The 20953-nt window shown below is 38.7% G+C and carries 16 protein-coding genes and 2 pseudogenes; 3 read left to right on the top strand and 15 right to left on the bottom strand.

Going from position 1 to position 20953, the window contains the following annotated elements; all coding sequences use genetic code 11:
- Positions 1-7 precede the first annotated feature (7 nt).
- The 7 genes and pseudogenes from allD to allW form a co-directional block, all read right to left on the bottom strand.
- Positions 8-1036 (bottom strand): ureidoglycolate dehydrogenase, encoded by a 1029-nt coding sequence (allD, locus tag B7E05_RS18680; protein WP_080875620.1) that lies wholly within the window; start codon positions 1034-1036, stop codon positions 8-10.
- A gap of 15 nt (positions 1037-1051) precedes the next feature.
- Positions 1052-1840, bottom strand: coding sequence for a (S)-ureidoglycine aminohydrolase (gene allE / locus B7E05_RS18685; protein WP_080875621.1), 789 nt, complete (start codon positions 1838-1840; stop codon positions 1052-1054).
- A gap of 123 nt (positions 1841-1963) precedes the next feature.
- A complete protein-coding gene (gene allC / locus B7E05_RS18690) occupies positions 1964-3193 on the bottom strand; it encodes an allantoate deiminase (RefSeq protein ID WP_080875622.1) in 1230 nt (409 codons plus the stop codon).
- A 413-nt stretch (positions 3194-3606) separates the two neighbouring features.
- Positions 3607-3801 (bottom strand): annotated as a pseudogene (locus B7E05_RS22710) (L-lactate permease); the annotation flags it as partial.
- Positions 3802-4032, bottom strand: a pseudogene (locus tag B7E05_RS22715) (L-lactate permease); the annotation flags it as partial. It abuts the pseudogene before it with no gap.
- An 802-nt stretch (positions 4033-4834) separates the two neighbouring features.
- Positions 4835-6199, bottom strand: a complete 1365-nt coding sequence (allB, locus tag B7E05_RS18700) for an allantoinase AllB (protein ID WP_080875624.1) — start codon at positions 6197-6199, stop codon at positions 4835-4837.
- Between the two features lie 15 nt (positions 6200-6214).
- Positions 6215-7660 carry an allantoin permease gene (allW, locus tag B7E05_RS18705; RefSeq protein WP_080875625.1) on the bottom strand — a complete coding sequence of 482 codons (1446 nt, stop codon included), beginning with the start codon at positions 7658-7660 and terminating at the stop codon, positions 6215-6217.
- 153 nt (positions 7661-7813) lie between these two features.
- On the opposite strand from allW, the gene B7E05_RS18710 reads away from it, so the two are divergent.
- Positions 7814-9427 (top strand): PucR family transcriptional regulator, encoded by a 1614-nt coding sequence (locus B7E05_RS18710; protein WP_080875626.1) that lies wholly within the window; start codon positions 7814-7816, stop codon positions 9425-9427.
- 111 nt (positions 9428-9538) lie between these two features.
- Here B7E05_RS18710 and B7E05_RS18715 read toward each other — a convergent pair whose 3' ends face one another.
- The 3 genes from B7E05_RS18715 to B7E05_RS18725 all read right to left on the bottom strand — a co-directional run bounded on the left by B7E05_RS18715 (position 9539) and on the right by B7E05_RS18725 (position 12597).
- Positions 9539-10789: an MFS transporter gene (locus tag B7E05_RS18715; protein WP_080875627.1), complete on the bottom strand. Its 1251-nt coding sequence runs from the start codon at positions 10787-10789 to the stop codon at positions 9539-9541.
- A gap of 353 nt (positions 10790-11142) precedes the next feature.
- A complete protein-coding gene (locus B7E05_RS18720) occupies positions 11143-11526 on the bottom strand; it encodes a cupin domain-containing protein (RefSeq protein WP_080875628.1) in 384 nt (127 codons plus the stop codon).
- Between the two features lie 111 nt (positions 11527-11637).
- A complete protein-coding gene (locus B7E05_RS18725) occupies positions 11638-12597 on the bottom strand; it encodes a 2-hydroxyacid dehydrogenase (RefSeq protein WP_080875629.1) in 960 nt (319 codons plus the stop codon).
- Positions 12598-12994: 397 nt separating this feature from the next.
- Between B7E05_RS18725 and B7E05_RS18730 the strand changes: the two genes are divergently transcribed.
- Positions 12995-14662 carry an SLC13 family permease gene (locus B7E05_RS18730; protein WP_080875630.1) on the top strand — a complete coding sequence of 556 codons (1668 nt, stop codon included), beginning with the start codon at positions 12995-12997 and terminating at the stop codon, positions 14660-14662.
- A 103-nt stretch (positions 14663-14765) separates the two neighbouring features.
- Here B7E05_RS18730 and B7E05_RS18735 read toward each other — a convergent pair whose 3' ends face one another.
- The 5 genes from B7E05_RS18735 to ilvD all read right to left on the bottom strand — a co-directional run bounded on the left by B7E05_RS18735 (position 14766) and on the right by ilvD (position 20263).
- Positions 14766-15971 carry an MFS transporter gene (locus B7E05_RS18735; RefSeq protein ID WP_080875631.1) on the bottom strand — a complete coding sequence of 402 codons (1206 nt, stop codon included), beginning with the start codon at positions 15969-15971 and terminating at the stop codon, positions 14766-14768.
- 222 nt (positions 15972-16193) lie between these two features.
- Positions 16194-17123, bottom strand: a complete 930-nt coding sequence (locus B7E05_RS18740; RefSeq protein ID WP_143833257.1) for a prenyltransferase — start codon at positions 17121-17123, stop codon at positions 16194-16196.
- Positions 17124-17503: 380 nt separating this feature from the next.
- Positions 17504-18040 (bottom strand): DUF6944 family repetitive protein, encoded by a 537-nt coding sequence (locus B7E05_RS18745; RefSeq protein ID WP_080875633.1) that lies wholly within the window; start codon positions 18038-18040, stop codon positions 17504-17506.
- Positions 18041-18149: 109 nt separating this feature from the next.
- A complete protein-coding gene (locus B7E05_RS18750) occupies positions 18150-18404 on the bottom strand; it encodes a hypothetical protein (protein ID WP_245833167.1) in 255 nt (84 codons plus the stop codon).
- A 179-nt stretch (positions 18405-18583) separates the two neighbouring features.
- Positions 18584-20263, bottom strand: coding sequence for a dihydroxy-acid dehydratase (gene ilvD / locus B7E05_RS18755; RefSeq protein WP_281252486.1), 1680 nt, complete (start codon positions 20261-20263; stop codon positions 18584-18586).
- Between the two features lie 369 nt (positions 20264-20632).
- Here ilvD and B7E05_RS18760 point away from each other — a divergent pair, with 369 nt between their 5' ends.
- Complete coding sequence (locus B7E05_RS18760) at positions 20633-20935, top strand: hypothetical protein (protein ID WP_080875634.1); 303 nt, start codon at positions 20633-20635, stop codon at positions 20933-20935.
- Positions 20936-20953: the final 18 nt, after the last annotated feature.

Below are 20953 nucleotides of genomic sequence, written 5' to 3' on the forward strand. Positions count from 1 at the left end.
AAAATGATTAGTAAATCTTATCAGACTCTAAATAATCAAAAATATCCTTTGTAACCGGAATACCACTTTCTTGATACTGCTTCATTACATCATTTTGAATTTCACCTGGGTAATACACTTTATCAAATCCTTCAGCAGGCGGGTTCGCATGCAATTCTTCAACCATTTGGGATATATTTTCAAGGAATTGCTCTTTGCCTCCAAAATACTCCGGATTAATGACAATTTGAAATTGTCCCAAACGGCGATACTCTGTTAAGTCCTTATACATGGAAGTAACATGTTTACCAAACGGCAATCCAAGTAAGCTTCCAGCCAGAATATCAACCATCATCATTAATCCATATCCTTTTGGTCCTGCCACCGGCAATAATGCGTTCACCTTAAACGGATCTGTTGCAGGTGCACCATTTTCATCTACTGCCCATGTATCAGGAATCGGTTTGTGTTTACTTCTTGCATCTAAAATTTTTCCCCAGGCTTGTACGGTTGTCGCCATATCAAAGATGATTGGCTCATCATCTTTTCTAGGAGCTCCAAAAGCAATCGGGTTTGTCCCGAAATACGGTTCAGAGCCGCCAAACGGCACTACCATAGGGTCAGATTGGCATACAGTTAATGACACCATGCCTTCTAAGGCTGCTTGGCGTGCATAATAACCAATAGCACCGCTATGCCCTATTTCTTTGACACCTACGACCCCGATGCCGGATGTTTTTGCCAATTCAATGGCTTTTTTTGTCGCTTCATAGCTTACATAATGCCCCGACGCATTATCTCCGTAATAAATACCGGATGCCGGACCAGTTTGTTCAAATTTCAAATCCGGATTCAGGTTATATCCACCTTTTGATATGCGCTCTGAATAGTATTGCATTCTTACTGCACCATGAGAGTGAATACCCCGTTCATCTGCAAAAATGAGTAAGTCTGCTGTTTTATCTGCCTGCTTCTCAGGTAACCCAGCTTTCACTAATTTATCTTTCATTAGCGTCCGGAGGCGATCACGTTCTACATACACTAATGGTTCAGTCATTAAACTTACCCCTTTTTATATATTAATATCTCTGTTGGCATCTTTTGAGTAAATATATGCAAATGGTTCATCCAAGCCAATCGCATAAGTTGCCTGTGGTGCATAAGCACCCATGAAAATATAATCGCCTTTATCAACCGGCATCCATTCATTGTCTAAGTTGTACATTCCACGGCCGCTTAATACATAAGCTCCATGTTCCTGAACGTGAGTTTCAATATAACCATGGGAAGCTCCAGGTTTAAATGAAAGAATATGAATATTCATGTCGTATGCAAGTTCTTTTGGCAATAAGTCTTGAATTAATACTTCTTTCATACCTTCATAAGCTTCTTGCTTTATATCATTCACATTGTTAACAACGATTTCCGGAGTATATCCTTCAAGCGGCTGATAGCGTTTTTTGTATAAAAATAAACGGCTATCCTCACCATTATTATTATTTTCAAAAGTTAATTGTAAATGCGGAGGTACATATAAATAACCGCCTTGTGTTAATTCATATTTTTTACCGTCTGCATATGCGTTGATTTTGCCATATTCAACATAGACAAATGATTGTACACCGTCACCGGCAAAACCAGTTTTATTTCCGCCTTGGTTTTTAACAGTTACCAGATAGTCAACGAATCTTGCACCTAAACGCGGTGATCCTAAAATAGTTACGTCACAATCTTCAAAACCTGGCACCACATTATTAACCAGACCATCAGGCGTGATTACCGCATAATTGTCTTTTTTGATGACAGAACGTGTTTCTAATAAACCTTCTCTATATCCTTGATTATGATTCAAATAACTCAAGTGTATCTAGCTCCTTTTTAGATGATGTTCAAAAAGACCAATAAAAATGACACGGCGAATTTCTGCATTGACTTGAACTTCTTGGTCCTTTTATCAGACTTTTTGAACTCGTACCTATAATAATTATTCTTTATAAGCTAATTCATACAGTACATCTTTCAGTACTTCAATTCCCTTCACGAGATCTTTTACTTCCGTTTCCTCATTTGTGTTATGGCTGACACCATCAATGGAAGGAACAAACAGCATTGCTGTCGGAACAAAATCTGCAAAAATTTGTGAATCGTGGCCAGCTCCAGAAGGCATCACTTTATAGGCATCCCCTACATTATCCTTAGCAGCCTGTTCGATTGTATTGATAATTTTTTCATCCATTAATGTTGGTGCTTCATCCATCCACAAATTAATGTCATAAGACATATCATTTGCTTCTGCTACAGATTGAATTTTGGCTTCAATTTCTTTTGCAAAATCATTCAACGTCTGTTGATCAATATGACGGGTATCTACGGAAAAAGTGATTTCCCCGGGAACAACGTTTACCGTGTTTGGAACAGGAGTGACATGGCCAAACGTTAATACAAGCGGTTCCCCGATTTCTCTTGCCCGTTTTGTTAAGTCATTTACGATTTCACTATATGCAACAACTGTGTCTTTACGTAGTGACATTGGTGTTGTACCTGCATGGTTTGCTTCGCCTTTTAAATTGATTGTATAGCGTTTTTGGCCGAAAATCCCATTTACGACACCAATGGTTTTATTTTCCGTTTCCAAGACTTTTCCTTGTTCAATATGCACTTCCACAAATGCTTTAATATCATCACGAACTTTATCTGTTTGACGATAATCAAAACCGGATTCACGCATAGCGTCTTCGAATTTAATTCCTTCTGCATCTGCTATCGTTTCGACGTCCGCTTTATCAGCTAAATGAAAGAAGTTTTTGCTTCCCCAAAATGCATACGGAAAACGGCTTCCTTCTTCTTCTGCAAGCGATAATACTTCCAATGAACGCAACGGCTGACCGTATTTTTCTTTCAAGTATTTCACTGCAATCAATGCTGATAAAATACCGAATTGTCCATCTAGGTGGCCACCTTCGACAACCGTATCAATGTGTGAACCTGTTAAGATGGTTTCTTCCGGATACTTACTCCCTGCAAGGCGTCCAGTTAAGTTTCCGACATCATCGAAATTTACTTCCAAGCCTTCTTCTTTAAAAGTTGATTCCAATTCGCGAACCGCATCATTCCACTCGGTTGAATACAATAGACGAGTAATACCGCCTTGTTCCAACCCGCCAAAACTTGTAAATTTCTTGTCTAACGCTTCAAAGGTTGATTGAATATCCATTCCTTGTTCACTCCCTTTTCTTATCTATTCCCATTATAAAATCCTAATCAAAACCAATCATTGACATAAACAACAATTCTGGGCGTTTGTTTTATGCACTATCAACAAATGCATATTTTCGTAAAGTATCGTACACAGGGCAACACATCAGAAATGTTTGCTTATCCGCATCGTTTCATTCGTTCAGCAATCACTCGCTCCATTAACACCACCATTCAACACGAAGGATATAATCCATTTTAACTACCAAAACAGAAACACTTTCCACAGTGTGTCAAAATTTGTTGAAGTTGATTATGTCCGGGGTGCATTGTCTAAACATACGAACATTCTATACGCAGTCAATCCCCGGTATGATGTATTCCATTCTTACATAATAACTTCCCCATTTTTGACTTTTCTAACCTGTTTTTTCATGCCAACATAAAGGATAAAACAAAGGTCAAAAAACATACGAGCAGAAGCAATTCCAAACTGTATTTTAATGTATATTTAAATATATTAGACTCTTTCCCAATTTGATTAACAGCTGCCGCCGCAATCGCGATCGACTGTGGCGAAATCAACTTCGCCATGCTTCCTCCTGCTGTATTGGCTGCCATCAGCAGTAATTGAAGTCGCTGGTCTTCAGAAATATTCACAATGCTGCCACGTACAATACCAAATTTCCCTGCTTTAACAAAAATATTGTATAACCACACAGCCATGATAATAATATAACCGCTCGGCCACAATGCATTCCCTGTACCAAGCAGGATTGCCCCAAAAGCTTTGTTGATTGGCATTTTATAAATGCTCACTGTAATAATAAGGGTGACACCTAAAGTTAAAGCGGCCGCATAAACGCCTTTTCATTTAAAGATGGTTAAACTCAACAAAAATAAAAGAATGGGCAAAAAAATCAATGATTCCACTAGCTATTTCATTTCCAAATGGATTGTATTGTTGATACCACATCGTCATCATTTCCTTCTATACGTATTTTAGTTGACTGTGATTCTTTTGACGGACAGCTTGAGAACTTTCCATGTTTGATTGGTTTTCATATCCGCTATTCTTTTCTTTTCGCTTGCGAAATATTTCACAAATAGTATTAAATTAAAAACTTCTGCCATCCTCAGAGGATGGCAGAAGTTTAAATAACTAAATCAGAAAAGCTTATCACCTCGCTGATTAGAACAGAGATGACTTTTCTGTAAAAAGAATATTCATGAAAAGAATGGGGGGAGGGAGCTAATGGCACCAATGTTGTCAGGTTAATGAATTTTATAAAAATTATATTCGATACAGGTAGATAGTAATGAAACTATCTAGCGCAGGAAAAACACGGAGACTCCTGCGGGAAAGCGCAAATGTCTTCGGTGGGACGAGTAAGCGCAGTCCCAGTGGGAAGACCCCGCAGGAAAAAAGCGAACTTCTTTTTTTACCCGCGGGGCATAAGAGCGACTTTAGCTCTGTCTGCGCCTTTCGGCTTGCCAATCGCTAAGTCTCCTTTACCGAGGAGGCTGAGCTCAAGCCCGCTGAAAGCGTAGTGTTTTTCCGTAGCGGTCGGCTTAACCTGACAACATTGCTAATGCCACTCCCCCTCCCTGTTTATCAGATTCTTAATTTAAAACTTAGCAGTAGCTTATTTTCCTTGAATCAAATCAGGAATTTCCCTGTTTTTTCATCGGTAATTCCTTTTTCCTGATCATAAATTTCAATGCCGCGAAGAATCGTTTTTACTACCTGTACACCAATTTCACGGCCGACATATGGGCTGATTTTGTTTCGATAGGCCAAGTCCTCCGCTTTTACTTCGTATGGAGCATTTTTCTTGATAAATACGAAGTCCGCATCTTTTCCTACGGTGATACTTCCTTTCGTTTCCAGGTTAAAACGTTTCGCAGGATTCGCAGCAATAATGTCTGCAAATTGGCTTAAAGACATATGACGCTTTTGTACCGCTTCATCAAATAAAACATCCACATTGTTTTGTACCCCGGAGATACCTCCCCAAGCTTCAAATGCATTATCAGTATCTTTTAAATCTGGTGTGCAGGGTGAATGATCTGATGTAACAAATGAAATGTCTCCGTTAAATACTCGATGCCACATTCCTTCTAGACGTGAGTGCTCACGAATTGGCGGAGAGCATTTTACAACAGGGCCGATATCGTCCAATTCTTCTTTGTAAAAATATAAATAATGCGTACAGGTTTCACAAGTGATATCAACACCTTCCTGCTGCGCTTTTACAATTTCATTGACCCCTTCTTCACAAGCTACATGAACAATGTGTACACGACACCCTGTTTCTTTAGCAAACAAAATGATTTTTCTGATTGGTTCTACTTCCGTAAATACAGGACGGGAATCTACATAAGCACGTAAAGAAGTTTCCCCATTTTCAGCTGCTATTTCTCCCAATTTGTCTGTAATTGGAGCATTTTCAGCATGAACCGATAATATTTTACCTGTTTTTGCAATTTGTTTCATACCTTCATACAGAGAATAATCATCTACGTTCATGAAGTCGCCTTGTATCGAACGATCACCGCATGATCCTAGGAAACATTTATAAGCAACAACGCCATTTTCATCTAATTCTTGAATACCGCCATTTAAATTAAATGGTACTAATCCGCCATAACTGGCAACATCGACAGATAATTTTCCTTCCCCGGCTTCATACTTTTTCTGGATGGACTCCCTATCAACTGTAGCCGGCACTTGATTTAAAGGCATTTCAATGATCGTTGTGACACCGCCTTTAGCAGAGGCACGGGTTCCTGTATCATACCCTTCCCATTCATCTCGATAGCCGCCGCCCGGTTCCGTGATATGCACATGCGCATCAACCATACCTGGCGCTACAATAGCTCCCTTTGCATCAATTATTTTTCCATCTGTACCTAAATCATTACCGATTGCCGCAATTTTACCGTCTTTCATTCCTACTTCGACTTCTTGTTCTCCATTTTCCAGAATGACAAATCCGTTTTTGATAATTGCATCAAAATTCATTGGAAATTTCCTCCTCTATTTTTTAAGCGTATTTAATAATAAGAGTAAAATACCTGCTACAAAAAAGCCAATAAACCATGAAAAATCTAAAATAGCCTGGAACCCTGGGATAAAACCTAATAAGGAAACAGCCACCCCAACGATGGTTGCAATATAAGCTTGTATATTGATGCGCACTTTCGGCTTTTCATTGCTGTTCATGTCAAAGTATAGTTCATCAAGGTCCATCCGGCATTTCGAGATAAAGAAGAAATGGACAATCATAACTCCTGCAACCGGTCCGAGGATCGCACCAATCATATTTAAAAACAGAAAGATACTATCGCTGTTCTCCATCATTTTCCACGGCATAATGACAATACTTGCAATGGATGCAATCCATACACCGCGGTAGTAATTAATTTTCTTTGGAAATAATGCGCTTAATTGATAAGCTGCAGGAATAATGTTACTTGTTGCATTGGTCGAGATGGTTGTCAACAGAAGAACTGCTGTCGCAAAGAAAATCGTCCAAGTACTATCCCACTGGTTGATAATGTTCAGTATATTCCACTCCTGCTGTCCCAGGTAAATCGATCCGCCAATTAAAATGGTTACACTTGAAAAAGCAAATAAAGCGTGAGCAACAACAATACCGGAAATTTGTCCGATAATCTGTGTTCTGGTCGATTTCGCTTTTTGTGTAAAATCGGAAACGCTTGCTCCCGGAGCAGCCCAAACGCCAAGCAAGGAGTTAAACACCAAAATAAATGCTAAAATGGTCGGATATAAAATACCGCCATCTGCAGTTAATTCATAGCTCATGATATTACCGAGTCCACCGCCGGCGTTTACTCCCCAAATCGCCATTCCTCCAAAAACAATATAAATCATTGGATTTAAGATAGCAGTAAATTTATTTAATGTATCCCCGCCACCAATTCCGATGGCAAAGTTAACAGCCCAAAATAACAAAAAGGCAATTAACCCAGGGATCGTAATACCTAAAATGGTCGTACCATTCCCAATCTCACTAAACCCGGGAAATAGTTTATTTATCAAAATCAATAAAGCTTGTGATCCGGCAAACGTTTGTAATCCAAACCAGGCAATTCCGGCCACAACACCACGTAAAACACCTGGCAGTTTGGCACCAATATCACCATAAGTGTGCCTTAAATGCATAGCAAATGGAATACCGTATTTTGAACCGGCGTAGCCATTGACAACAAGTAATAAGGCAATAATAAAGGAACTTATAACAAGAGAAATCATTACTTGAAACGGTGATAGTCCCAGAAGTAAAAATCCGCCTACTGCCGTATAATTCGGAATATTATGCACAGCACCCATCCACAATGTAAAGAAGTTAAATGCAGATGTATTTCTTTGTTCAACGGACTTCGGCATGATATCCTTATTATAGCCACGCTTTTCAAAAAATGAAGGATCACGTTGCGTACCTTGGCCTTGTTCAAGCATAATAATTCTCCTTTAATATTTTCAATTAGAGGACTATACGTATAATAACCTTCAACGATAGTGTACTATCAAGGAAGCAGGTTAACCTTGTCGCATCTGACATATTTCATTTTCATTTTATCTTTTTCGAACAAAGTTGAGGAGGCAGTTTTTATGACAACGTTAAAAGATATATTATCTGTACTTCAATTTTCAGATTTAACATTGCTGAATGAGCAAGGTGATCTCGAACGGACGGTAGAAATGGTTGATATTACAGAAACACCCGATATCAGGGATTTTACCACGCCGCATTCATTTATTGTAACAACTGGGATGAATTATAAAGATAATCAATCCGGACTTATCAGTCTTATCCGTGAATTGAATGATATACAAGTTGCGGGTTTAGGCATCAAATTATCCCGATTTTTAAAAAAATTAGATGATGAAGTTATCGCGTTTGCTAACAAAATACAATTCCCAATCATCGAAATCCCGGAAAGCTGGAACCTCGGCTCGATCACGCACCATATATCGTCATTTATCCTGGATGAAGAAACGGAAAAATTACATTTTGCATTAGATACGCAGCAGGAATTAAATGATATGCTGATTCAGGGATTAAATCTGGATATGATGATTGAACGCTTAAGCAGGCTTATAAAAGTTCCCGTCATGCTGCTTAATCCTTTTCACGAAGTAGAATCCGTGAGCCAGCACTTTCACCAGCACTCTGAATTAGTGCAAAAAAATCTTAATTATTTCAGGAGATATTTGAATTCAGAACAAAGCAACGCAAGTCATAAAACTGTTTTCCAGGAAGATTACGCTATATTTAAAGTTCCCGCATTTAAATACTTTCCATACTATTTAATTATTTCCAATATCAATATGCTCAACTATCCGATTAGCTTATTGACAATCGAACAAGCAGTAAACATACTAAGTCTTGAGATTTACAAAAATAGTAAAATTAAAGAAGCAGAACAGCGGGATACAGATCACTTTTTCTCATCATTGATGTCAGAACAACCAAATAATCTTATTTCGTTGACACAGCATACGGATCTTTTAAAAAAATATCACATCCAATCTTCTGACTTCTATCAAGTAATCATTTGCGGAATCGATAAAGGCAAGGATGTAGAAAACAGTGTCTACTTGAATGAGTTATACCAAATGACATTTGAATGGTTGACGCATATGTTTCATAACATTGATCCCACCATCAGTATATATATGTCAACCGGACAGCGTCGATTTACAATTCTGTTACAGACAGGGCATCACTACTATTACGAATACTGTAAATATATTCAAAAAGAATATCAACATTTCTTTGATACCACACTTTCCTTTGGTATCGGTAATGAAGTTTCCGAACTTTCTCAGCTGCCATTATCTTTTTTCGAAGCAAATGAAGCCTATGATAATAAACATGAAAAAGGCGCGCATGAATTTATAGAGTTGTATAAATCGAAAAGTGTAGAGGAATTATTACAACTTATCCCGGCGAATAAGTTAAAGCCATTTATCATGTATACGCTAGGTTCTTTAGCCTATCCAAAAACAACAAAAGGAAAAGAATTGAAAGATACATTAAATGTCTATATGGAAAACCAATGCGATCTGACAAAGACATCTGAAGAAATTTTCATTCATCGTAATACCGTAAAATACCGCATTAAAAAATGCGAGGAAATACTAGGCCAGTCTGTCGAGTCCCCTGACACATCTTTGGGTATTCGCTTGGCTTTATTCGCCTCAGAGAAAATAATGTTATAAAATTCTTGGCAGGCAGGGAAGTTATTGCCTTTATAAATGCGATGATACTTTTTAGAGTGTATGAAAAAGGAGAACCGATAACAGTTCTCCTTTTTTATTTTTCCATCTTATTTAGTTCGCTAATGTTTTTTTCTGTCTTAACATAACCACTAAGAAGAATAACAGTGCTGCTAAAGCAAGAAGGATTGTCGCAATATAGAATGCCAATACTTGTGATCCAGTCACATCACCGATATACCCAGTCAATGCTGGAGCAATAACAGATGAACTCATACCGAAGAAGTTAAAGAGCGTCAACGCTCTGGCAACTTTCTCTCCAGGTACAGAATCAGACACATACGTGATTAAAACAGGGTCAATTGCCAATTTACCTAACAAGCCATATAAAATCAAAGCGATATAAAGCACGATAGGATTTGGCGCAAATACAGTTAAACTGATGGTTGCCGCTGCTGCAATTAGCAAGAATAAAATTAATGGCAAACGTTGATGTGCGTTTTTGTCGATATATTTTGTGAATATCAAGGCACCTGGTACAGCTGCAACTGCAACTAATGCAGATACATACCCTACAGAACCCTGTTCAAATCCTTTTTCGGAAACAAGGAATGATGGTAACCAGGTAACAATCATGTAATAACCGTAACATGTTGCAAAATAAACAAAATAGATAACCAATTGTTTCAGAGAAAATAAACCTTCATTTGTTGCAGAACCTACATCCGGAGCAGCTTCTTGTTCATCTTCGGCTTCTCCATCTTCTTCGACGGTTGCTTTATCTTGCTTAATAAACAAAATAAATACGAATGTTACAGCCAACGCAATGATAGCAGTCATGTAAAGCATATAGTTCCATTGAATTTCAAGACCGCCTACTAAAACGGAAGCACCAATCAACCCAATAACCATACCTAATGCGGAACCACTATTTATAATCGCATTAGCAAAGCTTTTCTTATCTTTTGGCGTATGTTTAGCTGATAAGGAAAAGGCTGCACCGTAATAAGAACCTGTAGAAAGTCCCGCTAACAGAGCACCGATGTATACTTGCATAATCGTTGCACTCGTACCAATGATAACTGCGGCTAGAGCAAAAACGATAAATGCAGGAATTAACACCTTTTTCTGTCCAAACTTATCAACAAGTGCTCCTGAAGGAATCTGCATTCCTGTATAAGCAAAGAAATAAACAGAAGCAACAAGTCCCATTTGCGTATTGCTGACATCTCCGAGTGATGCTTGTATCTGTGGATATATTGGTGTAAGGATTGTACGATATATCCAGATAGCTACCCACCCTAAACACAATGCCACAATGATCTTTTTGTAATAATTTGGATCATGTTTCATTGATTTATCCATGATATGACACGCTCCCTTTTTTTATAATGTATATATTTGATTTCTTAATTAAATTGTAGGTTATAAACGGGTAAATAACATTGTCCAATTTTGACAAAAACACATGTTACATTACACATTTTAGACAAAAGACACGATTTCCAAATTGAAATGGTTCGTTTCAGCTTCCTTATCGCATACTTTATTATTCCCATTTCACACATTTTAAAAAGTCTTTTAGGAAACTCCACTTATTCCCAACAGAAAAATACTTCTCACCGATTTTTTATGAGAAGTATAAAACAGATTCTATTCCGTAGAGGCCCACTCTTTTTATCTAAACAACAAATCCACTTCATAATAGGATACGAAAATTATTCGTGGTTATGTGGAATAAAACCTATTGGTGTTGGCCCTGCTATTCCAATCATGACGAAATCTTCATCTGAGTTATTTGTCATTCCATGCTTTTCTCCTGCACGTGCAACAATCACATCACCAGCCTTAATTGGAACCATTTCCCCACACTCCGGATAAAAATCAGCGGTTCCTTCGATAATAATCCAAATATCATCGGCATTTTCATGCGAATGAATCGGCAAAGTCTGCCCGGGGCGCATACACCACACAGCTCCCACAGTATGAGATGTTTCATAGAAAATCTGTTTTGTCGCTGCTTCTTCTCGGAAAGTTTGAATATCCGGCCAATGGAAAATACGGTTGTTAAAATCTTCTCGCTCTCTTTTTTTCAATATCATTGTATTTTCTCCTTTAGCTTTTAAAATGCCACATCCATTATTATCCAATATCTCACATCATATTTTGTAAACAAAACAGGCAGCAGCTCGTTTCCGTAAAACAATCGGCTGCTATCTTTGAATCCTATTTTGAGGTCGGCCTTCGAGGAATGCAATTGTATTATCAAATGCAATGTTAGCACGTAATTCCATCGCTTCATCAGTGAAGAAACCAACGTGCGGCGTTAAGATGACATTCTTAGCATGTAATAGTTTATAGTCTTTTGAAATAGGCGGTTCCATATCAAATACATCGATACCTGCTCCAGCAATTTTCTCCGTATTTAACGCTTCGGCCAATGCATCATTATCAACAATTGGTCCTCGTGCACAATTGATTAGAACAGCAGTTTCTTTCATTTGTTCTAATTTTTCTTTGGAGATGAGTCCTTTGGTGCTTGGTAGTAACGGCAAATGCAATGAAACAATATCCGATTGTTTTAATAATTGGTCTAATTCCATATATTCCATGTCTAAGGTTGCTGCTTCGGGATTTTTTCGCGCGCTGTCTGAAGCAATTAATTTAGCACCAAATGCGTTGAACAGACGTGCAGTCATCATACCAATCTTCCCCGTTCCAATCAGACCAACTGTTTTTCCTTTGATTTCGCTGCCTTGAAATGATCCCGGGAAATGATCAGCGCGAATTTCTTTGTCACCGCGGGTGATATGGCGATACAAGTCCAATGTAAGGCCGATTGTTAATTCCGCAACTGCCTGATTCGCATAACCTGCTGCATTGCAAATCATAAAATTCTGTTGACTACCCTGGGGGACTTCTACATGGTCAACACCTGTAAAAGCAACATTGATTAACTGTAATTGATCATTCTGTTCCATTGCTTCTGCTGGATAAGGATTATTCGCAATCATAATTATATCTGCACCCTCACTGCGCTTTGCTAATTCTGCCGAATCCGTTGTTTTCTGATTATAATAGACAAATTCATGCCCTTTCTCTCTAATAGGCTCCGCTAACTTCTCAATAAGCGCCTCTGACACATGTAAAGGTTCCAATAGTTTAACTAACATACAATCCATCCCTTCTTTCTATTTTATTTGTTGCTGACACCGATCCATTATAGTTTGTGAAATTTTTCACAATATATATATATTTATTTATAATAGCCTGTTCTTTCTATTTTGTCAATTCATCCACCAAATTAAAATGCATTTATTTTTGTATGCTTGGCTTTACTACTTAAGGGAACACTTTCTTAAAAACCACGGTCAAAAACGATTGTATTTTCTGTCTACACACCTAGCAATTATTCTCTTTCTGGTGTCCAATCAGCATCAAAATTCTTTTTATAATGGAGGCTCTTGTCAAATGTTTTAAGAAGTCCAAAACGTCATTTCGTATTCATTGATTTTCATAATGAATACGTTTACAATTTTAGTAGATTTAGACTATAAAGGAGTGAAAAGGATGATTACCACTACTTGGAATTGGCTTTGGGAAAAGCATGATCAGATAAAAGATATGTTTCGATTTTTCATTAAACCAGGAAGCATTACGGAACAGAAGAAATGGAGCAAGCCTGATGATGCCAGTGGAGGAAGTAACGGAAACGGAGATAACAATGGCAACGGGGATAAAGAAAAGCGCACTTATTCTCCAGTACAACTTATAGGTCTAATAGCTGGTCCGCTATTATTTTTGATTATTTTATTATTCGTTTCTCCGGAAGGGCTGTCCGGAGAAGGACAGGCTGTTTTAGCCAGTACTATTTGGATTGCTATATGGTGGATGACGGAAGCAATACCGATTCCAGCCACAGCATTACTGCCGATTATTTTATTTCCTTTAACAAACGGTTTGGACCTCGGAGAAACAACTTCTGCTTATGGAGACGACACCATTTTCTTATTTATGGGCGGTTTTGTATTGGCACTGGCGATGGAAAAATGGAATCTACATAGAAGAATCGCTATTAATATCATCTCTTTGATGGGGACAAATACCGATCGCATTGTTCTTGGTTTTATGGTTGCCACAGGGTTTTTATCGATGTGGATATCCAATAGTGCAACGGCCATGATGATGGTGCCGATTGGATTAGCTATTATTTACCAGGTTTCGGATACAATCAAGCAAGAAACCGGTGTGGAATCTTCCAAAAAGAACTTTGCATTTGGAAAATCATTGATGCTTGGTATCGCATATTCTGCTTCTCTTGGTGGCATGGCTACATTAATTGGTACACCGCCAAATGCCATATTGGCAGGATCTGTGAATACGATGTACGGGGTTAATTTATCTTTTGCTTCATGGATGTTATTCGGGGTACCATTTGCATGGATATTTATCTTTATTGTCTGGTACTATTTAACAAAAATTGCTTTTCCTTTAAAAACGAAAAAATTGCCTGAAGGAAAGAAAATAATCGATGATGAAAAGAAGAAACTCGGATCTGCGTCCTATGAAGAAAAAGCTGTTTTTGTCATTTTTATTTTAACGGCATTAGCTTGGATTTCCCGTTCGTTCTTCCTTGATAAACTTAATCCGAATATTGATGACGCTATCATTGCCTTGGCAGCTGCCATTATCTTGTTTTTAATTCCTGCCAAGAATAAAAAGGGAGACCATTTAATTGACTGGAACAGTGCCGCCAAACTTCCTTGGGGTGTTTTGCTCCTATTTGGCGGCGGGTTGTCTATTGCTGCCGGATTCACTTCATCTGGACTATCCGAGTGGCTCGGAGAACAATTAACAGCATTACAGGGAGTCCATCTCATCATTATTGTTCTGGCTGTAACTGCCCTTGTTAATTTCTTAACGGAAATTACATCCAATACAGCAACAGCGACGATGATGTTTCCAATTATGGCAGCACTGGCAGCAGCCATTGATGTGCACCCGTTCGTCTTAATGTTCGCTGCGTCATTAGCTGCATCCTGTGCATTTATGCTTCCTGTAGCAACGCCGCCAAATGCCGTTGTTTTCGGATCCGGTTATCTGCGTACTCCAGAGATGGCCAAAGCAGGATTTGCCTTAAATATTCTAGGAATTATTTTAGTTACTCTAACCGTTTATGTATTGGTTCCTTTGTTCTTAGGGATTGATATAGGAAGTTATCCAGAAAGCTTCAGATAATCCTAAAAAACCGGACATTCGATTTTTGTCCGGTTTTTTCATGCTGCATATTCTACTTTCAATGGCGCTGCTTTATTTCTTCTATTTATCGAATGAAGGTGCATTAACTACTGGAGGCTGTTTTACTTATTCCTTTTTGCACAAGTGTAACAAAAATCAAATAACCTATCGGCAATATCCCCGCAAGCCATACGAGCGCATGCCATCCCGCTTGATTCCAAATAGGCCCCACTGCCGTACTGCCAAACGCTACACCAATATAGTAGGACACAAGATACAAACTGGAGGCACTCCCCTTATGATGCGTTGCCTGCTCTGTTACAAATGTCGCCGTTAACGAATGAGCGGTAAAAAATCCCAGACAAATCACACATAAACCGGCAATAATCCATGGCAGCGATACAATGGTTGTCATGAAAATCCCTGCAGATAATGTAATGATTCCAGCAATACGAACATTATTCAGCCCTAACGAACCGGCAAGCCATCCGGCAGTTGGAGCACCAACAACGCCAAATCCATACGCTAGAAAAGTATATGAAATCGCCTGAGGGGAAAGAAAGAATGGGTCTCCTTCCAAATAAAACGGCAAATACGTCCATACAGAAGTAAACGAAACTTGAAAAATAATTCCCATACCGAAAAATAAAAGCATGACCGGGTTTTTGATATGAAAAACCATTCCTTCGATGTCTTTTCGAAATGGAAGATAACTGTATTCAAAGAATTGCGATTTGGGAAGAAAGATGATGACGACGGCCGCAATCAACACACCTGCCCCTGCAAAAATATAAAATATCGTCTGCCAAGCAAGGTCTTCAATGAGATAACTGGCCACGACCCTACCTACCATTCCTCCAAAAGCATTGCTAGCTATGTATAAGGCTGTTGCAATTCCTATACTTGAACGGTCAATCTCTTCATTGATATAAGCAAGCGATGCTGCAGGCAAACCAGCCATAGCAAAACCTTGGATGAATCGCATCAAAATAAAAAAAGCAAAAGAATCTGTCATTGCAATGAAAAAAAACAGAATAACGGAAACAAGCAAGGAATACTTGATAAGCGGAACCCTGCCAATCCGGTCCGAATAAAATCCAAGGATAATTAATCCAAGAATTAATCCAAAAACGTTCATGGATAAAGGCAAAGTAGCTTCTGACACAGACACGTTAAAATCTCTGGCAAAAACCGGCGATAATGGTTGAACCACATACAGACTTGCAAATATAAAAAAAGAAGCCGCTGCTAAGCATAAAGTAATTTTCCAAAAATAAAAATCTGTTTTATGATATTTCCTCTTTTCCATTCCAAAACACTCCTTATATGTCATTATACTAGGAAAACGGAAACATTCATCCTATTTTCAATAAAATTATTATTGAATATTTTCATATAGAAGGAGCGCCTTACCCATATCGTGTTCATGAAGCAATTCGATATGAACCTAAAAAGAAATCTTTATAAAAAATCCATTTAAGAACAACTTGTTTCGTTTCACTGTGAAACAGCGATTGATCTATTCTTTCCTTTAAATAAACAGTCCAAGCCATATAGCAGTGGCAAAAGCAGATAATAGCAGCTTTTTCTCATCATTTGTTACTTTCTCTATATCATCAATATCCATTTTAATCATAAGATAGATCGCATAAACGAGGAGAATGGCAGCACCAATGGCTCCAACTGGACGTGTTAAAGCTGTCCAAAGCAGGAACAAACCAACGATAATAAAGTAAAGCATCGCAGGTAATTTTGCACCTCTTGCTCCGAAAATGTTCTCTGCCCAGACAACGGAGGTTTGCTTAAAAGGGACTGCTTTTCGATCAGCATGCCGATCTGGAATATGATGAACCATTACCCAAGCCATACACCAGATGGCATTAATAAGCCCGTTCTGCCATGCCCAAACAGGAACTTGTCCAAGTAAAATCCAAGGAGCAGCAATTCCCAACATCAGCATCGTTGGAAATAAACTGAGCCATTCTCCTACAAACGGATAATAAGCAAATTGAAATGGCCTTAATGAATAAGATACGGCGCCCCAAATACCAATAAAGGTCAATACTGCAAATTCTGTAAGTCCAAGGAAAGCAAACAGTACAGCCATCGCCAGCAGAAAAGCTGTCATCCAAATCCCTAATTGCTTCAGCATCCCTACAGACATGGTACCTGTCTGTAGTACTCTGCTTCCTCCGGATAGAATGCCTGGACTATATTGATCGGTGCCGGATTGATAATCGGCAATATCATTTAAGGTATGCGTCAACATGCCGTGAATACACACAGCGCCGATTAATAGTACAGAAGCAACACCCATTACAGCGCCTGCTGACAAATCTGTATAAAATAAAAGCGGCAATATGGTTGATAGAATGGTTGCTACACTGGAAAATACAACAGCAATAAGACGTAATAACATTCCGATACTTTTTCGGGTGATAGCTGGTTGTGCGGGAATCATTGTCATCATCCTTCTATGCATTCGATTTTCATTCACTTCTTTATATTAACATACTACTTTTTCCCATGATTTATACAAGACTATTGACAATACAGCTACTAAACACCTCAAATAACCTTTTTTAAGCTTCCTCTTTCAGATACACATTTTCTTAGCTTCCATATGTTCCACTTTTACTATCCCATCGTTACATGCGTATCCAATCATTCTTTATACTCCTTCTCCCCACTATAACAATTAAAAAAATAGATATCTAACCCTTTTCATTACGAATATCTTTACAGTATCATGTGTTGACATAATGGAATGGAGAAAAGAATCTATTACAGAGATGCAAATTCATGGCACAAGAGAGAAAAAGGCATTTCATAGTGGATATTTTAATGTTTATTTTGTACCAGCGCCTGAATAAAAACACCAATAGTTTGTATCCAACTGCCGGCAAAGTCCATATTTTCTCCTCGTTTTCCTTGCAGCTCGATAATACCTGATAAACCTTGCAAAGCATTTCCAATTGCTTGAAGGAACGCCCCGTAAATATCATATAGTGTATCCATAGATATCTCATTTGTATCCAATAAATCAGGAAGAGCCATACTGCTTCCAACAGCTTGAAATAAATTTCCCTGGATTGTTACTTTTCTTTTTGTTTCTTCATTAAATGGGATAGCTATCCCGCTAATCACGGTAGCGTTTCCAATTGCTTGTACTTGGTTCCCGATTTTATTTAAAGTAAGATTTTTTTCACTATCAGCTGCTAAAGCACTGCCTGTAGCTTGCATGACATTTCCTAATAAGTCCAAATTCATTTGCAGCACTTCATTTTGTTTAAAGGAAGGAGTACTGGCTATAGCAGAGAGAAAGGTGCCTATCGCTGCATCCCATGAGCCAAATAAAGCTTTCAGATTATGATTCATATGAAACTGCCTGCCTTGAGATGATTTAATAATAATCTATTCTGACGAACATGATTTGGAACAATAAACATTAACTGCCCAAGGTATACAATTGTACTCCGCCATTCGGTTATTCCATTTTGTCCTGAAAAGCATCTAATTTCCTTTCTATGGACGCAAGCCTTTCTTCCAGCTGCCTGTCTTTATCATTTTGCTCTTCGGTTTCCTGTAAAAATTCATCAATCGCTAACCCCGCAGCATAAGTGCTTATAGCATCCCCCAAAGTAGCCAGCAGCCCGCCAACCAAAGCTAATATTAAACTGTAAGAAATTTGAATGTCTTCTTGTTCTGAATGCATAGAATGCTTATTCTTTTTGTCTTCCATATAACCTCAACCTCTCGATTCAAATCGTATTCGGTTATTTATACTATTCCAGTTAGACGTTTATCGTTAATACGATATACAATGAAAAAGCTGCGTCACAACAATAAACTGTGACGCAGCTTTTTAATGAATATAATATCGCATGTACGATCTTCGTTTCTCATTCCCTTTTGCTTCTCTTATATTTCCATTACTCCGCCAGTATTCGCAGAAGTAACCAATTTCGAATAACGGCCAAGCCATCCTTTTTTCACTTTTGGCTCAAAACCTTTCCAATTTGCTTTGCGTTTTTCAAATGCTTCTTCAGAAACCAGCAGATTCATTTCACGATTCTCAAGATCTAATTCAACCACGTCCCCATCTTCTACAAACGCAATGGGACCGCCTTCCGCAGCCTCTGGTGAGATATGACCAATAGAAATTCCTCTGGATGCCCCCGAGAAACGTCCGTCCGTAATTAAACCAACTTTTGCACCTAATCCTCGTCCTACAATCTGGGAAGTCGGGGCAAGCATCTCCGGCATGCCCGGTCCACCTTTAGGACCTTCATAACGAATCACAACAACATGCCCTTCTTCGACTTTACCAGATTCAATTCCCTCTAATGCTTCTTCCTGTGAGTCAAAGCAGATAGCTGGCCCTTTAAAATAGCCGCCGACTTCCGGATCAATGGCACCTACTTTGACAATAGAACCATTAGGAGCAAGATTCCCAAATAACACAGCAAGTCCGCCCCGATCGGAATGTGGATTATCCAGCGTATGAATCACATCTTCATCCAAGATTTCCGCATCCTGAACATTTTCCCGAATCGTTTTCGCAGATACACTGAGATTGTCTCCATGAAATGCACCCGGTTTTTTCAATAATTCATGAATAATCGCACTGATTCCGCCTGCTCTGTCCACATCTTCAATATGATAATTGGATGCTGGGGCAACTTTTGCCAAATGCGGTACCCGGTTTGCTACTTCATTAATACGTTCCAGCGGATAATCTACTCCAGCTTCATGTGCTAAAGCTAATGTATGTAATACCGTATTCGTGGATCCGCCCATTGCCATATCCAATGCAAAAGCATTATCAATTGCTTCTTCAGTTACAATATCACGCGGTTTAATATCTTTCTTGATTAATTCTACTAATTGTCTCGCAGAACGTTTCACAAATTCTTTCCGTTCTTCTGCCACAGCAAGAATGGTCCCATTTCCCGGAAGCGCCAATCCAATTCCTTCTGCCAGACAGTTCATTGAGTTTGCAGTAAACATCCCGGAACATGATCCGCATGTCGGACAGGCATTTTGTTCTAACTCTAGCAATCTGGCATCATCAATTTGGCCGGATTGATAAGCTCCTACTCCTTCAAAAACAGAGGTCAGAGAAAGCGGGTTACCCGCACTATCTGTACCAGCCTTCATCGGACCACCACTGACAAAGATAGATGGAATATTCACCCGCAGCGCTCCCATTAGCATTCCTGGCGTAATTTTATCACAATTGGGAATACAAACCATGCCGTCAAACCAGTGCGCATTCGCCACAGTTTCTACTGAATCAGCAATTAGCTCCCGGCTCGGCAAGGAATATCGCATTCCAATATGTCCCATTGCAATCCCATCATCCACACCAATGGTGTTCATCTCGAATGGAATGCCACCCGCTTCACGAATTGCTTCTTTTACAATTTTTCCAAATTCTTGTAAATGAATATGTCCAGGAACAATGTCTATATACGAGTTGACCACCAGTATAAATGGTTTTCCCAAATCTCTTGTTTTTACTCCTGCAGCATGCAGCAGGCTTCGATGCGGTGCACGATCCACACCTTTTTTAATCATATCGCTGCGTAGTTCTGTCAATTTCCATACCTTCTTTCTAAGATTTTCACTAAAAATGCAGCAAGCAGAGGAACAAAACTCTACGTCACTTGTTTTAGAATGTATCCGACACGTTCTTCATCTAAAAACCACAAAACAGATTTATTTTTCAGTCTATTTTGAATTGGAATTTTACAAATGATTGCAGTATCAAAAACATTCTAATTTTGTTATTTTACTACTTATGCTAAGAAATTTATATACTAAATGACAAATTAAGAAAAAAATCTTAAGATACTTTGGAAATATTTTCTATATCATAACTCAACTTTCGCTCTTTAAAAAGTAACTTCCTTTCCATCGGAACGAGGGTTCATACAGTCTGTTGGCAAAGAATAGAAGGTAAAGTGTATGGCGACCGCTACGGCGGACCGTTTTGCTTTCCTAGGGGCACGCTCTTCAGCTAACTTTTGCCAAGAAGAGCACTTGGCAAAAGTGGATCTTCAGATGGTGCTAATCCCTCAGGAGTCAAAACGGTCCGCCTCCGCTAGTAGGATATTCTATGCGGTTGCATTAGCTCAACAAATAAAAGGTCAATCAGACAGAACCATGGTAAAAGATGCTATCGAACAGCTTGTTCCTTTAACAGAAGAATTAATGAAACTGTTTTTCTATGGTATTGCAGGCAATGGAGAGTTTAAAAAACCTGACTGAAAGATTTTTCATCTGACA

The sequence above is a fragment of the Oceanobacillus timonensis genome, assembly GCF_900166635.1.
Lineage (GTDB): Bacteria > Bacillota > Bacilli > Bacillales > Amphibacillaceae > Oceanobacillus > Oceanobacillus timonensis.

Coding starts and splice junctions, on each gene's coding strand:
- B7E05_RS18725 (WP_080875629.1), bottom strand. CDS start 12,597: ATGTTAGTTAAACTATTGGAACCTTTACATGTGTCAGAGGCGCTTATT.
- allB (WP_080875624.1), bottom strand. CDS start 6,199: ATGAATTTTGATGCAATTATCAAAAACGGATTTGTCATTCTGGAAAAT.
- B7E05_RS18710 (WP_080875626.1), top strand. CDS start 7,814: ATGACAACGTTAAAAGATATATTATCTGTACTTCAATTTTCAGATTTA.
- B7E05_RS18760 (WP_080875634.1), top strand. CDS start 20,633: ATGGCGACCGCTACGGCGGACCGTTTTGCTTTCCTAGGGGCACGCTCT.
- B7E05_RS18735 (WP_080875631.1), bottom strand. CDS start 15,971: ATGGAAAAGAGGAAATATCATAAAACAGATTTTTATTTTTGGAAAATT.
- allC (WP_080875622.1), bottom strand. CDS start 3,193: ATGGATATTCAATCAACCTTTGAAGCGTTAGACAAGAAATTTACAAGT.
- allW (WP_080875625.1), bottom strand. CDS start 7,660: ATGCTTGAACAAGGCCAAGGTACGCAACGTGATCCTTCATTTTTTGAA.
- B7E05_RS18730 (WP_080875630.1), top strand. CDS start 12,995: ATGATTACCACTACTTGGAATTGGCTTTGGGAAAAGCATGATCAGATA.
- B7E05_RS18740 (WP_143833257.1), bottom strand. CDS start 17,123: ATGATTCCCGCACAACCAGCTATCACCCGAAAAAGTATCGGAATGTTA.
- B7E05_RS18750 (WP_245833167.1), bottom strand. CDS start 18,404: ATGGAAGACAAAAAGAATAAGCATTCTATGCATTCAGAACAAGAAGAC.
- B7E05_RS18720 (WP_080875628.1), bottom strand. CDS start 11,526: ATGATATTGAAAAAAAGAGAGCGAGAAGATTTTAACAACCGTATTTTC.
- B7E05_RS18715 (WP_080875627.1), bottom strand. CDS start 10,789: ATGGATAAATCAATGAAACATGATCCAAATTATTACAAAAAGATCATT.
- B7E05_RS18745 (WP_080875633.1), bottom strand. CDS start 18,040: ATGAATCATAATCTGAAAGCTTTATTTGGCTCATGGGATGCAGCGATA.
- allD (WP_080875620.1), bottom strand. CDS start 1,036: ATGACTGAACCATTAGTGTATGTAGAACGTGATCGCCTCCGGACGCTA.